The organism is Sulfitobacter sp. SK012, from assembly GCF_003352085.1.
Lineage (GTDB): Bacteria > Pseudomonadota > Alphaproteobacteria > Rhodobacterales > Rhodobacteraceae > Sulfitobacter.
Genome location: NZ_CP025804.1, coordinates 1755776 through 1769731 on the forward strand (window position 1 = coordinate 1755776; position 13956 = coordinate 1769731).

Here is a 13956-nt window from a genome sequence, read left to right on the forward strand (position 1 = left end):
TTATCGACTGAAGGGTGTACCGGAAAAGTCGCAAACCGTGGTGATTTCCCACAAAATTCAGACAGTTGACCGATCGCCCCCAAAGCGCGTGCTCCCATCGAAACATTTCTGGCGGAAATTGCAAGCCTCGTGATGGTCGAACTGAAAATGGTTTGCTCGAATTCGGGCATTCGCCCGTAGTTTGGGCGGTTGCGCTATCAGGTTTACACGCGGTGTGTCTTAGGGCGTTTGGACGTGTGCGGCGTTGACGGGGTTTGACAGTGGCTGACGAATGGCCGTAGCGTCGTGAAAAACGCAGGTCTTTGCGTTGGGGGACAGGAACAACATGCTGGATCAGCCATCTGCCGGGCCTATTGCCCAAATCAAGAGCCTTCGGGTCGAGTTTCAGACCAAGGACGGCCCTGTGGTGGGCGTAGAAGACGTCAGTTTCGATATAAACGCCGGCGAAACCGTCTGTGTTGTGGGCGAATCTGGGTCGGGTAAATCGGTATCTTCGCTGTCTTTGATGCGGTTGGTTGAATTCGGCGGGGGCCATATCGCGGGCGGGCAATTGCTGTTTGATCGCGGGGCGGAGGGCCAAGTTGATTTGGCCCAAACCGGTTCTGATTTGATGCGTACGATCCGTGGCAATGAGATCGGGATGATCTTTCAGGAACCAATGACGGCGCTGAACCCTGTTTTCACAATTGGACGTCAGCTGACCGAAGGTTTGCGCCTCCACAAAGGCATGAGTAAGTCCGAAGCCGAAGCCCGCGCGCTGGAGCTGATGAAGCAAGTGCGAATTCCTGAGCCGGAGCGGCGTTTGCAGCAATACCCACACGAGCTGTCGGGCGGGATGCGCCAGCGTGTGGTAATCGCGATGGCACTCGCCTGCGAGCCGCGTTTGTTGATCGCGGATGAACCCACAACGGCCCTTGATGTGACCATTCAGGCTGAGATCCTTGCCTTGATGGACCGCCTTAAGCGCGAGACGGGCACAGCCGTGATGTTCATCACCCACGACATGGCCGTGGTCGCGCAAATGGCTGACCGCGTGGTGGTCATGTTCCGTGGCAACAAAGTGGAAGAAGGCACGGTAGAACAGATATTTGAGAACCCGCAGCACCCCTACACCAAGGCGCTGCTGGCGGCGGTGCCAAAGCTGGGCGAGATGTCGGGCAAGGCCAACCCTGAGCCCATGAAATTGCTGGGCGACGAAGATAAACCTATCGTGCCGATCACGGGCACTGATGAAGTTCTGTTGCGGGTCAAAGGCCTAACTACGCGTTTTCCAGTTCTGGGTGGTTTCTTACGCCGTACGGTAGCGAATGTTCACGCGGTTGAGGATTTGTCGTTTGAGATCAACAAGGGGCAAACGTTGAGCCTTGTGGGGGAGAGCGGGTGCGGTAAATCGACAGCCGGTCGTTCGATCCTGCGGCTGGTTGAGCCGATGGCCGGTGAAATCGACATAGACGGCAAGAATATCATGGCGCTGAACCAGAGCGAATTGCGCATGGCACGCCTTGATATGCAGATGATTTTCCAAGACCCCTTTGCCTCGCTCAACCCGCAGATGGGGTTGGCCGATCAAGTCGCCGAGCCGATCCATAACTTTGGTACGCTCAAAGGTGCTGCCGTCAGTGAACGCGTTGAGATGCTGTTTGACCGGGTCGAGTTGCCGCGCAGCTTTATGCGGCGCTTCCCTCATGAGCTGTCGGGTGGACAACGCCAAAGGGTTGCGATTGCCCGCGCGCTGGCGCTGAACCCAAAACTGATCATCGCAGATGAAGCGGTATCAGCGCTGGACGTGTCGGTGCAGGCGCAGGTCCTTAACTTAATGCTAGAGCTGCAAGCAGAACTTGGTCTGTCGTTCTTGTTTATCAGTCACGATATGGCCGTGGTGGAACGCGTTAGCCATTACGTAGGTGTGATGTATCTGGGCCGGATTGTTGAGTTGGGGCCGCGGTCAATGGTGTTTGAGAACCCGCAACACCCCTATACGCAGGCGTTGATGAAGGCGGTACCGATCGCCGATCCGCGCCGTCGCAAAGATGAGCGGGACCTTAACTTTAAACCGATCCCGTCGCCCATCCACCCTGCAAGCTATGAGGCCGAACCGTCGGTCTATAGAGAGGTTGCACCGGGCCATAAGGTGCTGATCACCGACAGCGGATACTAAGGTGCACGTGGCGCATGAAGCTGACACAGATCACTCCGTTTGTTCCGTGCACATCTTTGGATCGGCAAATTAAATTCTACCGGGATGTTCTTGGCTTTGTTGTTGGGTTTCAGGCAGAAAACTATGGTTATTTGAAACGGGATGATGCGGCTCTCAGGTTGGTCGAGGTATCACCTAGCGTTGATTTGACTAATCCTGAGCGACGGGGATCATTCTATATCGACGTTGTCGAGATCGATGCGCTATATGCATCGCTTAAGCCCGCTTTGGATGAATTGCCCGTGCGGCGGGTTCGAGCACCTTTTAATCAGGACTACGGCCAGCGGGAATTCCATGTGGCCGATGAGGACTGCACACTTGTGTTTTTTGGAGAGGCTTTGACGACATCATGACGGACAGATTGAGCCCTTTGGCGTTGATGGAAAAGCTCATCAACTTTCCGACCGTATCGCGCGATACAAACATTCCGCTGATCGATTGGGTGGCGGAATACCTCGAGAGCCACGGCATCGCATCGCATCGATATGTGGACCCAGATCAACCGAAACATGCGCTTTTTGCCCATGTTGGCCCTGATCAAGAGGGTGCGATTGTTCTGTCAGGTCATACTGACGTGGTCCCGATTGATGGCCAGCCGTGGGAAAGCGATCCGTTCACCGTGGTTGAAAAAGAGGGCCGCTATTACGGGCGCGGCACCTGCGACATGAAAGGCTTTGACGCGTTGGCACTTTGGGCGCTGGTCGAGGCACATTATGCTGGCGTCAAACGCCCACTGCAGATTGCTTTTAGTTTTGATGAAGAGATCGGATGTACCGGCGCGCCGCCGATGATCGCCGCGATGCAAGGCGTGGTGCCCAAGGGTTCTGCCGTAATCGTGGGTGAGCCATCAAACATGCAAGCTGTAACGGGCCACAAAGGTGGGACAGGGTTTGATACGCATGTGGTCGGCTTTGAAGTCCACAGCTCGATGCTGCACAAAGGCGTCAATGCGATCATGTCCGGTGCCAAGCTGATTGAGTGGGCCAATGAGATGAACACCGCCAATATGGCCATGAAGCCAAACGATATCGCTGCAATGTTCGACCCACCTTTTACCACCGTGCACGTGGGCATGATTGAGGGCGGCACAGCGCATAACATCACCGCCAAAGATTGCCGCTTTGCCTTGGATTTCCGCGTCGTACCGGGCGAAGACAAGGATAAATGGGGTGCTGCATACCTGAAAAAGGTCGCTGAAGTTGAAAAGCAGATGAAGTCTGTTGTGCCCGGGACCCGCATCGATGTGACGCCGCGCTTTGACGTGCCTGCCTTGCAGCCCGAAAACGATGGGGCTGCGGAAATGATTGTTCGTCAAATCACTGGCGATAATGCCAGCCATAAGGTTAGTTACGGCACCGAAGCGGGCCAATTTCAGGACGCCGGGTATTCTGCCGTTATCTGTGGGCCGGGTGACATCGCGCAGGCCCATCAACCCAATGAGTTCATTGAGATTTCGCAGTTTGATGCAGGCCATGAATTCATGCGCAAGCTTGTCGCAAAACTGGCGGAGTAACGTGATGAATTGGGCGGTGTGCTGATGGCATTTCCGATCACGGACAATACGCCGATATCCTATCCGGGTCCCCACGGGGACGCGGCGGATGTCGTGGTGATTGGTGGCGGGGTGATTGGCGTCTGCACGGCGCTCTATCTGGCCCGCGAAGGTCAACGCGTTATTTTGTTAGAAAAGGGTCGAATTGCAGGCGAACAATCGAGCCGCAATTGGGGCTGGATACGCCAGCAGGGCCGCGACCCGCATGAGCTGCCGATCATGACCGAGGCGCGCCGGTTGTGGCAAGAATTGGCACGTGAGACCAACCAGGACATCGGGTTGCGCCAGGCTGGCATTACTTATTTGGCGAAAACGGACAAAGAGATGGCAGGCTACGCCGCTTGGTTGCCGCACGCGCAAGCGAATGGTTTGGATTCAAAGCTACTGTCTGCGCGCGAAGTTGCCGCGATGTATCCAGATATGCAGCGCTCTTATTCTGGGGCGATGGTGACGCCGTCTGACATGCGAGCTGAGCCTTGGGTCGCGGTGCCGGCACTTGCAGGGATTGCGGCGCGCGAGGGCGTGCAAATAGTCGAAGGTTGTGCCGTGCGCACGCTGGATATTGTGGGTGGCAAAGTAACTGGAGTGGTGACGGAAACCGGGCCAATTGCTGCACCGCGTGTCGTGTTGGCAGGGGGCGCGTGGTCGGCGTTGTTCTTGCGCAATCATGGTATCTCGATGCCGCAGCTTTCGGTGCGCGAGAATGTCGCGGCGACCCATGCTTTGCCTGAGATTTCTGAAGGTGCGGCGGCGGACCGCAAGGTAGCCTTTCGACGCCGCGCTGATGGAGGTTACACACTGGCTCCACCGGGCGCACCGGAGCTGTTTATCGGTCCCGATGCCGTGCGCGCCTTGCCAAAATACCTGCCGCAATTAATCGCGAACCCCATGGGGCAACGTCTGCTCCCGTTCGCCCCGCGCGGCTTTCCTGATGGCTGGGGGACCGCGCGACGTTGGGGGGCAGGCGATGCGACACCATTTGAGCGGATGCGCATCCTTAATCCCGCACCAAACGCGCGCAAGATCGCCCGACTTGTGCGTGATTTTGCCGATATGTTTCCTTCGTTGCCGCCGGTCAAGCTAAAGGCCTCTTGGGCTGGTATGATCGACACAATGCCCGACATCGTACCTGTCTTAGACCATGCTCCTATCGAAGGGTTGGTGATTGGCACAGGGATGAGTGGGCATGGATTTGGCATCGGACCGGGAATGGGTCGGGTGCTGTCTGCCCTCGCGATGGGGCGTGATCCGGGCTATGATTTGGGGCGCTTTCGGTTTGACCGATTCACCGATGGCACAAAGATGGATCTGGGTCCCAACGTCTGAACCCAGCTAATCAAGGAACAACATTTATGCCGATCAAGAACCGCTTTGCCGAAACCCATGCCGAAATCACCGGCTGGCGGCGCTATTTGCATCAGCACCCTGAATTGGGGTTCGACGTGCATCAAACAGCCGCATTTGTTGCTGAAAAGCTGCGTGGTTTTGGCGTCGAAGACATCACCATGGGAGTCGGGCAGTCCGGCGTCGTCGCCGTGATCAAAGGCCGCACGGACACCAAGGGGCGCGTTGTGGGGCTGCGTGCCGATATGGACGCGTTGCCAATTCTAGAGGCCACGGGGCTTGAGCATGCTTCCACTGTGCCCGGAAAAATGCACGCCTGCGGACATGACGGTCACACCGCGATGTTGCTAGGCGCGGCGCAGTATTTGGCTGAGACCCGCAATTTTGACGGCACTGCCGTGATGATATTTCAGCCCGCCGAAGAAGGTGGCGGTGGTGGCGACGAAATGGTGAAGGACGGGTTGATGGACCGTTGGGGCATTCAAGAAGTCTACGGGCTTCATAATATGCCCGGCCATCCGGTTGGTGAATTTGCGATCCGTGAAGGAGCGCTTTTGGCCGCGACGGATCAGTTTGACATCGAGATTGAGGGCAAAGGGGGCCATGCAGCCGCGCCACATGAGGCGATCGATAGCAATCTGGCGGCCGCCCATGTGATGGTTGCGCTGCAATCCATCGCCAGCCGCATTGTGGACCCGATCAAGCAGGTTGTTGTTTCCGTCTGCACCTTGCGCAGCGATACCGACAGCTACAACGTGTTGCCGCAAAAAGTTCTCATGCGCGGCACCGTTCGCACGCTTGATGCAGGTATTCGTGATCTTGCCGAAGAACGTCTGCACGAGATTGTCACGCATACCACAATGGCCCATGGCTGTACCGCGCATATTAGCTATGATCGGGGCTATCCGATTACAGTGAACAACCCTGAGAATACCGTGATGGCCGCTGATGCTGCCGAAAAGGTCACACCGGGTGTAGACCGCGACACGCCACCCATCATGGCGGGCGAAGATTTCAGCTATATGTTAAATGTACGGCCCGGTGCGTATATCATGCTTGGCAATGGCGATGGCCCGACGGTACATCACCCTATGTATGATTTTAACGATGATGCAATACCTGCGGGATGCTCGTGGTTCGCTGAAATGGTCGAAACCCGAATGCCTGCGAGCTAACCGTAGCCCACCAATACATAAATTCCTGTCAGGAGACAGCCTCATGCCCGTCAAGAACCGCTTTGCCGAACTGCACGACGACATCACCGCGTGGCGCCGCGACATTCATACACATCCAGAGATTTTGTTTGAGACGCACCGCACTTCTGCGCTGGTCGCGGAAAAGCTGCGTGCTTTTGGCTGTGATGAAGTGGTGGAGGGCATCGGACGCACCGGCGTCGTGGGTGTGATCAAGGGCAATACAACCGCATCGGGCAAGGTGATCGGGTTGCGGGCGGACATGGACGCCTTGCCGATCAACGAAGAAACAGGTGTGGAATACGCCTCGCAGACGCCGGACGCGATGCATGCATGTGGCCATGACGGGCACACCGCGATGTTGCTGGGTGCAGCGCAATATCTGGCTGAGACACGCAATTTTGACGGAACTGTTGTGGTGATCTTTCAGCCCGCCGAAGAGGGTGGTGGTGGCGGCAAGGAGATGTGCGACGATGGCATGATGGACCGCTGGAGCATTCAAGAAGTGTACGGCATGCACAATTGGCCCGGTATGCCTGTTGGCAGCTTTGGTATCCGGTCGGGCCCCTTTTTCGCCGCGACGGACCTTTTGGAAATCGAAGTCGAAGGTCGTGGGGGCCACGCGGCCAAGCCACACGAGACCATTGATACCACGGTTGTTTCAGCACATATCGTCACAGCACTGCAGACCATCGTCAGTCGCAATGCTGATCCCATCGGCAATATTGTGGTGTCGATCACGTCCTTAGAGACGTCTTCGAAAGCGTTTAATGTGATCCCGCAAAAAGTGCAGATGAACGGTACCGTCCGCACGCTGTCGAATGATCTGCGCGATCTGGCGGAAAAACGTGTGGTCGAGATTTGCGAAGGGATTGCTGGCAGCTTCGGGGCGACGGCGAAGGTCAAATACACCCGCAACTATCCGGTGATGGCCAATCACGACGAACAGACTGCCTTTGCGGCGGACGTAGCGCGGTCTGTTTCGGGCGCTTGTGAAGAGGCACCGTTGGTTATGGGCGGCGAAGATTTTGCCTTTATGCTCGAGGCGCGTCCGGGTGCATATATCCTAGTGGGTAATGGCGATACTGCGAATGTTCACCACCCCAAATATAACTTCAACGATGATGCGATTCCAGCAGGGTGCAGCTGGTGGGCAGGCCTTGCCGAACAACGGATGCCGATCTAAGGCGCGTCCAGCAGGCGGCGGTAGACTGCGACAATGGCTGCCGCCTCGCGCTTGATCGAATAATCCGCCTCAACGTGGGCGCGCGACGCCGTGCGCCAACGGGCAAGCCGCTCGGGGTCTGATAAGGCCTCGGCGGTTGCCGCCGCGAGGCCAGGGATATCGTCTGCATCCACCAGCAGACCGGTTTCATCCTGCACGACCAATTGCTCAAATGCGCCGACGCGGGTGGCGACAACGGGACATCCCGTCGCCATGGCCTCGATCGGGGTCAGGCCGAAGCCCTCCCAGCGCTGAGGGGCCACATAAAGATCAAGAGCTGCGTACCAGTCGGCCATGGCTTCGGTCGGAACCTCGGGCATGAACAAGATACGCTCTGCCAGACCGGCTTTTGTCACGCGGCTCCGCAGGTCGCGCTCAAACGCCTCATGCTCTTGGGTGGCACGGCCCATCACAAGGGCGGATGCGTCTGGGTGTTTCCCCAAGACTTCGATCATTGCATCGACATAGGCGTCCGTGCCTTTTTGCGCGCGAATACGGCCATAACAGCCGATCAGTGGACCGCTCGTCGGCAGGCCCATTTTCTTGCGCAAGGCCTTGCGATCTGACACGGGGGCAAAACCCTCAGTGTCGATGCCATGCATGATAACGTCAGCCGCGCCCTCAAGGTAGCTGGCCGTGCGGTCCGATGTGGCAATCACACCGTCCATGCGCCGGATAAGCCACCGTGTCAGGCCGGTCTGCTTGCGTTGCGACGCGGAGGTGAACAGCAGCTTAAGCCGTTTGCCTAACAGGTATTTCAGCCCCAGCCCGCCCAGCATTTCAACATTGCGGCGGGCGTGCCAGACACGGGTTGGCCCGCGCGACATGGTGATCAGCTGGTGCAGCGGGATTTGTGGCACATGGCTTGGCAGTACCGGCCCGGTGGCGACAATTTCGATGTCTTTCGCTTGCAGCGGGACAAGGCGCACGATGGTTGCGGTCACCCCCGAGAGGCGGCGTTTGAAATTCGGGGCGATGACGCGAAAATCTTGGCTCATGGTGCAAAACCTAACGCTTTGATGACCCGTGCGGCAATACGGTCGAGTTGATCGGTCTGAGCATCGGCAAATTGCGCGATGGCGGATTTGGCCGTATGCAGCGCTGTGTCATCATCCAGCAAGGTGGCAATTGCCTGCGCCAACGCAGGGCCATCTTCGACGTGTTGCGCGGCACCTGCGTCTTCCATCTCGGCAAAGGTTTCGGCAAAGTTGGTCACATGTGGGCCTGAAATCACGGTGGCCCCGGATTGAGCGACCTCAAAGGGGTTGTGCCCGCCGATAGGTTCGAGCGATCCGCCGAGGAACACGATGTCGGTGAGGGCATACCACGTACCCAGTTCTCCGAGCGTGTCGGCCAGAAAAACCGCACCTCCGGGATCGTCGCCGCTGCTGCGCCGCGTGTAGTTGAGACCCATCTCAGATATCAGTTCTGCGATTTCATCACCGCGTTGAGGATGGCGCGGCGCGAGAATTAGATGCAGGTCGGGAAAACGCTTCAGCAAGATTTGATGGGCCTGCAAGACCTCGATTTCTTCGCCTGGATGGGTCGAAGACGCCACCCAAACGGGGCGGTGACCAAGGGCTGCGCGTGCCTCAAACAGGGCGTCTTGATCCACAGGCAAAGGGCCGGCCAACGATTTAAGGTTGCTGCCGCGTGCAACACGGTCAGCGGGGGCATTCATATCGACCATGGCTTGGGCCATTGCATCATTCTGGGTCAGGATCAGGTCAAAGACGTCAAAGACATAGGCCGACAGCTTTGCTCTTTTGGTCCATTGCGCGATGGATTTTGCGGATAGGCGCGCATTGACCAACACCATCCGGGCACCGCTTTCTTTGGTCCGGCGCAGCATTTGGGGCCACAGCTCGCTTTCGACAAAAACGACCGCGTCGGGGTGCCAGTGTTTCAAGAACCGTTTGAGCGGGCCAGGTGCATCCAATGGCGCAAATTGGTGCATGCAGCGGGGCGGCATCCTTGCGGCAATCAGCTCTGCTGACGTTGGAGTGCCGGATGTGATGAGGAAATGCGCGTCTGGCAAAGCGACGCCTATGCGGGTGATCAGCGCCAAAACCGAGAGGCTTTCACCAACTGATGCGGCATGAAACCAGATCAGTGGCCCGCTGCCCTGACGGTCTTCGGTCGCGTGGCCTAACTTTTCATGGGCACGGTGTACGGGCACCCCGGCTTGGCGCAGTTTTTTAGTTTCCAGATAGGCGGCAAGCGGTACCAGAGCGCATGTGAGGGCAACATATGCGCGGTACAAGAAAGGGGCCGAGGCCATGGATCAGCCGCCCGTATGGCTCATGTGGCGGGGCATCTGGCCGTCTGCACGTTGACGGGAGTAGTCAAAATCATGGCCCTTGGGTTTGAGTGCTATGGCGGCACGAATCGCATCTTCGAGCGGGCCATTGTCATCCGGGTGGGCCCGCAAAGGCGCGCGCAGATCAGCGGCGTCTTCTTGACCAAGGCAAAGAAAAATCTCGCCGGTGCAGGTGAGGCGAACGCGGTTGCAGCTTTCGCAAAAATTATGGCTGAGCGGTGTGATAAACCCGATCTTTTGGCCGGTTTCTTCAAGCCGGACATAGCGGGCAGGGCCACCAGTGCGTTCTGCCAAATCAGAGACGGTATAGTGTTCTGCGTAGGCTGCGCGCACGTCGTTGAGGGACCAATATTGGCTTAGACGATCTTCATTGCCAATATCGCCCATTGGCATGACTTCGATCCATGTCAGATCCATGTCCCGCTCAGCACACCACTGAGTGATCTGCGGAAGCTCGGGTTCGTTAAAGCCTTTGAGCGCGACGGCGTTGATTTTGACCCGCAAGCCTGCGTTTTGGGCCGCATCAATGCCGCGAATAACCTGAGGCAGACGGCCCCAGCGGGTAACTTCGGCGAATTTGGCATCGTCCAACGTGTCGAGCGAGATGTTCACCCGGCGTACGCCTGCTGCATAAAGTTGATCTGCGTACTTCTCGAGCTGGCTGCCATTGGTTGTTAGCGTCAGCTCTTTGAGGGTACCTGCATCAAGGTGGCGTTTCATACCGTCAAAGAACTGCATGATGCCACGGCGCACCAAAGGTTCCCCGCCTGTGATGCGCAGTTTTTCTACGCCAAGCCCGATAAAGGTGGAGCACATGCGGTCCAATTCTTCGAGGGTCAGCAGTTCCTTCTTGGGCAGGAACGTCATGTTTTCCGACATGCAATAGACGCAGCGGAAGTCACACCGATCCGTCACAGAGACACGGAGGTAATTGATGGTGCGGGCGAAAGGATCGATCAGGGGTGCATTCATAATTTAAATGGTAAAGGCCCGCCGATCAGGGGGCAAGGTGGTTTGTGTGATTGAAGCGCGGGACGGCGCGGGGTAATCATGCTGTATGATACGTGTATTGATCGTTATTGCGGCCGTGGCGTCCCTTTCGGGCTGTGCGCGGCTTGGTGTGCCATCGCCCTTTGTAAAGGGACCAAAGCCTTTGCCCCCGAGTATCGTGGCCCTAGACGGACCGGCAACTACATCAGAGTTAACCGCCGCACCACCGCCGCCAGCTGCCGCGAAGACGGCAGAAACCTTGGATACCACCACGGCTGAGCAACGTGCGGCCGCAGCTGCACCAGTTGCCGAAGTGTCCAAAGCGTTGGGAACAACGGTCGCGTCCTTAGGAAGCCCTACAGAGCCGGGGTTTTGGTTAAAAACACCACTGGTCAAGACGCAAACACAGGGGCGGGTATTGAACCCTGCCAATGGAAAATCCTCTGCTGTTTTACTGATCCCGATCGACGGACCCGCGACAGGGGGCAGCAGGATGTCCTTGCCCGCGATGCGCCTGATTGAGGCTTCGTTGACAGAATTGACTACCGTAGAGGTGTCGCTGGACGGTTAGGTTTTGGGCCACACCGCAGGCGCGGCGTGGCATTCTTAGACAAATTCAAATGAAGATGTGTTGGTTTAGGTTTTTGGCAGCTGTCGCGCGGCTTCCTTGGCGGCGAAGGCTTTCATCTGAGGCCCATGCTCAGCAAGGAACGCACGGGTAGCGTCCGGGTCATGTTTGCTAAGCTCGCGCAGCCACGTCGCGATGGCTTTTTGGATGAACCATTTGTGGTCTGGCACATAAGTAGCAACCCACGTGAGGATCCGTGCGCGCGCGGCGCTTTCATCGGGCTTTGGATGGTTCTGTTTGGTCCAAGGCAGGGTCACAACTAGTGCCGCGCGCCGCACCCAGAGGTTCTCGGACGTTGTCCACGTTTCTACTTCGTCAAGGCGATTGGGATCGGCGACAAGGCGTTTTTGACTTGCCATACACGCGTGATCCGCGATGCCCCAGCTGTCAAAATCAGGTGCCCAAGAGGCGATCAGTGCCCACGCGGCACTGTCATCAGGCCGCATGCGGGCTTGGGTCAGCAGTTTGGCGGCGGCCAAGCGTGCTTCAAAAATATCAGTACGCCAAAGGCTGTCGGCAAGAGCCACGCGGTCGGCCAGTTCCAGTTCCTGCCGCCAGTCCTGTGCCAGTGTATTGATCTGCGGGTTGGTCAGGCCCAGATAGACCCGATCTGCCTTGTGATAGCTGCGCAAACCGATCGCGCGGGCCGGGTCTGCTAGGGCTTCAAGCTGTTCCATGGCATCAATCATTCTACGGTCACCGATTTTGCGAGGTTGCGGGGTTGGTCCACATCCGTGCCTTTGGCGACGGCGGTGTGATAGGCCAGCAACTGCGCTGGGATTGCATAAAGGATAGGGGCCACAGCATCGGCTACGGCAGGCATCTCAATCGTATCCCAAACACCCTCGGCGGCCTCAGCGAGGCCTTTGGCGTCAGAGATTAGGATCACTTTACCTTTGCGGGCCATGACTTCTTGCATGTTGCTCACGGTCTTGTCGAAAAGCGTGTCGCGGGGGGCCATGACAACGACGGGGACGTCTTCATCCACGAGCGCGATGGGGCCATGCTTTAGCTCGCCGGACGCATAAGCTTCGGCATGTATATAGCTGATTTCTTTTAGTTTAAGCGCACCTTCGAGGGCGAGGGGGAACATGGCTCCGCGCCCCAAGAACAGCACGTCACGGGCCGACGCGAGCTTGCGTGCGGTGTTGGCCATGTCCGCATCGCGTTCCAGTGCAGTGGTGATAAGAGCTGGCAGGCCGCGTAGCGCGGAGATGTGATCGGCAAGTTGTTCTGGCGTAATTTCCCCACGGTCAGACCCCGCCTTAAGAGCGAGCATAAACAGGACCGAAAGCTGGCAGGTGAACGCTTTGGTCGAGGCCACACCGACTTCTACACCAGCATGGATCGGCATGGCGATATCGCTTTCGCGCGCAATCGAGGATTCCGGCACATTAACCACGCTGGCGATCTGCGCGGCCTTGCCGTCGCAATAGCGCAAAGCGGCAAGAGTGTCGGCCGTTTCACCCGATTGGCTGACAAAAAGGGCCAATGTATTACTCGGGATCGGTGGTTCACGGTAACGGAACTCGGAGGCAACATCGACTTCGACTGGGATGCGCGCGATTTGTTCGAACCAGTATTTCGCGGTTAGGCACGCGTAAGACGCCGTGCCACATGCAACCATGGTGATGCGCTCAATCTTGGTGAAATCAATGCCTGGGTCGGGCAGGGTGATCTGCCCATCTTGGCTGAGGTAGTGGTGCAAAGCGTCGGCGATCACGCCGGGTTGCTCGGCAATTTCTTTGGCCATGAAGTGTTTATGCCCGGCCTTGTCGATGCGGGTATTGTTGACGGAAATCGTCTTGATTTCGCGATTGGCCAGCGTGCCATTGGCGTCAAAAACCTCGATGGAGTTTCTGGTAAGAACGGCGCGGTCACCTTCTTCAAGATAGGCAATCCGGTTTGTCATCGGCGAAAGTGCGATCGCATCTGAGCCGACGTACATTTCGCCGTCACCGTATCCGACGGCCAAAGGAGAACCTTTGCGCGCGGCGATCATCAGATCCTCTTCGCCGTCAAACAAGAACGCGAGGGCAAATGCACCATGCAGCCGCGACAGCGTTTTGGTGGTCGCATCAACGGGGGACATGCCTTGTTCCAGATAGTGATGCGTCAGGAGTGCGACGGTCTCGGTGTCGGTTTCCGTTACGAATTCCACGCCATTTTCAGCAAGCTCTGCGCGCAGTTCGCGGAAATTCTCAATGATGCCATTGTGCACAACGGCAACTGGTCCCGCCTTATGGGGGTGTGCGTTAGACACTGATGGGCCACCATGGGTCGCCCAGCGTGTGTGGCCTATGCCAGATTTACCTGCCAGCGGTTCATGCACCAACAAATCACTCAGATTGACCAGCTTGCCCACGGCGCGACGGCGATCAAGTTTGCCGTCGTTAATGGTAGCGATGCCGGCGCTGTCGTAGCCGCGATATTCGAGGCGTTTTAGCGCCTCAACCAAGATTGGCGCAACTTCATGCTGACCAAGGACCCCAACAATACCACACATA

General features: G+C 57.3%; 12 protein-coding genes. 7 read left to right on the top strand and 5 right to left on the bottom strand.

All coding sequences use genetic code 11. The annotated features are described in order from the left end of the window. Nucleotides 1-325: 325 nt before the first annotated feature. The 6 genes from C1J03_RS08490 to C1J03_RS08515 are packed head-to-tail and all read left to right on the top strand — an operon-like array spanning nt 326 to nt 7472. Nucleotides 326-2158 carry an ABC transporter ATP-binding protein gene (locus C1J03_RS08490; RefSeq protein WP_114885532.1) on the top strand — a complete coding sequence of 611 codons (1833 nt, stop codon included), beginning with the start codon at nt 326-328 and terminating at the stop codon, nt 2156-2158. A gap of 14 nt (nt 2159-2172) precedes the next feature. Next, nucleotides 2173-2550 carry a bleomycin resistance protein gene (locus tag C1J03_RS08495; protein WP_114885534.1) on the top strand — a complete coding sequence of 126 codons (378 nt, stop codon included), beginning with the start codon at nt 2173-2175 and terminating at the stop codon, nt 2548-2550. Further along, nucleotides 2547-3710: an acetylornithine deacetylase gene (argE, locus tag C1J03_RS08500; protein WP_114885536.1), complete on the top strand. Its 1164-nt coding sequence runs from the start codon at nt 2547-2549 to the stop codon at nt 3708-3710. Before C1J03_RS08495 ends, argE begins: the two co-directional genes overlap by 4 nt. Before the next feature lie 24 nt (nt 3711-3734). Continuing rightward, nucleotides 3735-5075, top strand: coding sequence for an NAD(P)/FAD-dependent oxidoreductase (locus C1J03_RS08505; RefSeq protein ID WP_114885538.1), 1341 nt, complete (start codon nt 3735-3737; stop codon nt 5073-5075). A 26-nt stretch (nt 5076-5101) separates the two neighbouring features. Next, nucleotides 5102-6268, top strand: coding sequence for a M20 aminoacylase family protein (locus tag C1J03_RS08510; protein WP_114885540.1), 1167 nt, complete (start codon nt 5102-5104; stop codon nt 6266-6268). Between the two features lie 43 nt (nt 6269-6311). Continuing rightward, the gene (locus tag C1J03_RS08515) at nt 6312-7472 is read left to right on the top strand and encodes a M20 aminoacylase family protein (RefSeq protein WP_114885542.1); all 1161 of its coding nucleotides are present in this window, start codon (nt 6312-6314) and stop codon (nt 7470-7472) included. Here C1J03_RS08515 and C1J03_RS08520 read toward each other — a convergent pair. The 3 genes from C1J03_RS08520 to moaA are packed head-to-tail and all read right to left on the bottom strand — an operon-like array spanning nt 7469 to nt 10803. Next, entirely contained in the window at nt 7469-8509 is a 1041-nt protein-coding gene (locus tag C1J03_RS08520) for a glycosyltransferase family 4 protein (RefSeq protein ID WP_114885544.1), read from the bottom strand. The two genes, C1J03_RS08515 and C1J03_RS08520, sit on opposite strands and share 4 nt — an antisense overlap. Then, nucleotides 8506-9792, bottom strand: coding sequence for a 3-deoxy-D-manno-octulosonic acid transferase (locus tag C1J03_RS08525; protein WP_114885546.1), 1287 nt, complete (start codon nt 9790-9792; stop codon nt 8506-8508). Before C1J03_RS08525 ends, C1J03_RS08520 begins: the two co-directional genes overlap by 4 nt. Before the next feature lie 3 nt (nt 9793-9795). Next, nucleotides 9796-10803: a GTP 3',8-cyclase MoaA gene (gene moaA, locus C1J03_RS08530; RefSeq protein ID WP_114885548.1), complete on the bottom strand. Its 1008-nt coding sequence runs from the start codon at nt 10801-10803 to the stop codon at nt 9796-9798. Between the two features lie 85 nt (nt 10804-10888). On the opposite strand from moaA, the gene C1J03_RS08535 reads away from it, so the two are divergent. Further along, the gene (locus C1J03_RS08535; protein WP_174234451.1) at nt 10889-11392 is read left to right on the top strand and encodes a hypothetical protein; all 504 of its coding nucleotides are present in this window, start codon (nt 10889-10891) and stop codon (nt 11390-11392) included. 65 nt (nt 11393-11457) lie between these two features. Here the strand turns inward: C1J03_RS08535 and C1J03_RS08540 are convergent, their stop codons facing one another. Next, entirely contained in the window at nt 11458-12126 is a 669-nt protein-coding gene (locus C1J03_RS08540; RefSeq protein ID WP_254694224.1) for a DNA alkylation repair protein, read from the bottom strand. Nucleotides 12127-12134: 8 nt separating this feature from the next. After that, complete coding sequence (glmS, locus tag C1J03_RS08545) at nt 12135-13955, bottom strand: glutamine--fructose-6-phosphate transaminase (isomerizing) (protein ID WP_114885552.1); 1821 nt, start codon at nt 13953-13955, stop codon at nt 12135-12137. Nucleotide 13956: the final 1 nt, after the last annotated feature.

Excerpts from the sequence above, each read along its gene's own strand:
- C1J03_RS08490 (WP_114885532.1), top strand. The coding sequence starts at position 326 with ATGCTGGATCAGCCATCTGCCGGGCCTATTGCCCAAATCAAGAGCCTT.
- C1J03_RS08495 (WP_114885534.1), top strand. The coding sequence starts at position 2,173 with ATGAAGCTGACACAGATCACTCCGTTTGTTCCGTGCACATCTTTGGAT.
- argE (WP_114885536.1), top strand. The coding sequence starts at position 2,547 with ATGACGGACAGATTGAGCCCTTTGGCGTTGATGGAAAAGCTCATCAAC.
- C1J03_RS08505 (WP_114885538.1), top strand. The coding sequence starts at position 3,735 with ATGGCATTTCCGATCACGGACAATACGCCGATATCCTATCCGGGTCCC.
- C1J03_RS08510 (WP_114885540.1), top strand. The coding sequence starts at position 5,102 with ATGCCGATCAAGAACCGCTTTGCCGAAACCCATGCCGAAATCACCGGC.
- C1J03_RS08515 (WP_114885542.1), top strand. The coding sequence starts at position 6,312 with ATGCCCGTCAAGAACCGCTTTGCCGAACTGCACGACGACATCACCGCG.
- C1J03_RS08520 (WP_114885544.1), bottom strand. The coding sequence starts at position 8,509 with ATGAGCCAAGATTTTCGCGTCATCGCCCCGAATTTCAAACGCCGCCTC.
- C1J03_RS08525 (WP_114885546.1), bottom strand. The coding sequence starts at position 9,792 with ATGGCCTCGGCCCCTTTCTTGTACCGCGCATATGTTGCCCTCACATGC.
- moaA (WP_114885548.1), bottom strand. The coding sequence starts at position 10,803 with ATGAATGCACCCCTGATCGATCCTTTCGCCCGCACCATCAATTACCTC.
- C1J03_RS08535 (WP_174234451.1), top strand. The coding sequence starts at position 10,889 with ATGATACGTGTATTGATCGTTATTGCGGCCGTGGCGTCCCTTTCGGGC.
- C1J03_RS08540 (WP_254694224.1), bottom strand. The coding sequence starts at position 12,126 with ATGGAACAGCTTGAAGCCCTAGCAGACCCGGCCCGCGCGATCGGTTTG.
- glmS (WP_114885552.1), bottom strand. The coding sequence starts at position 13,955 with ATGTGTGGTATTGTTGGGGTCCTTGGTCAGCATGAAGTTGCGCCAATC.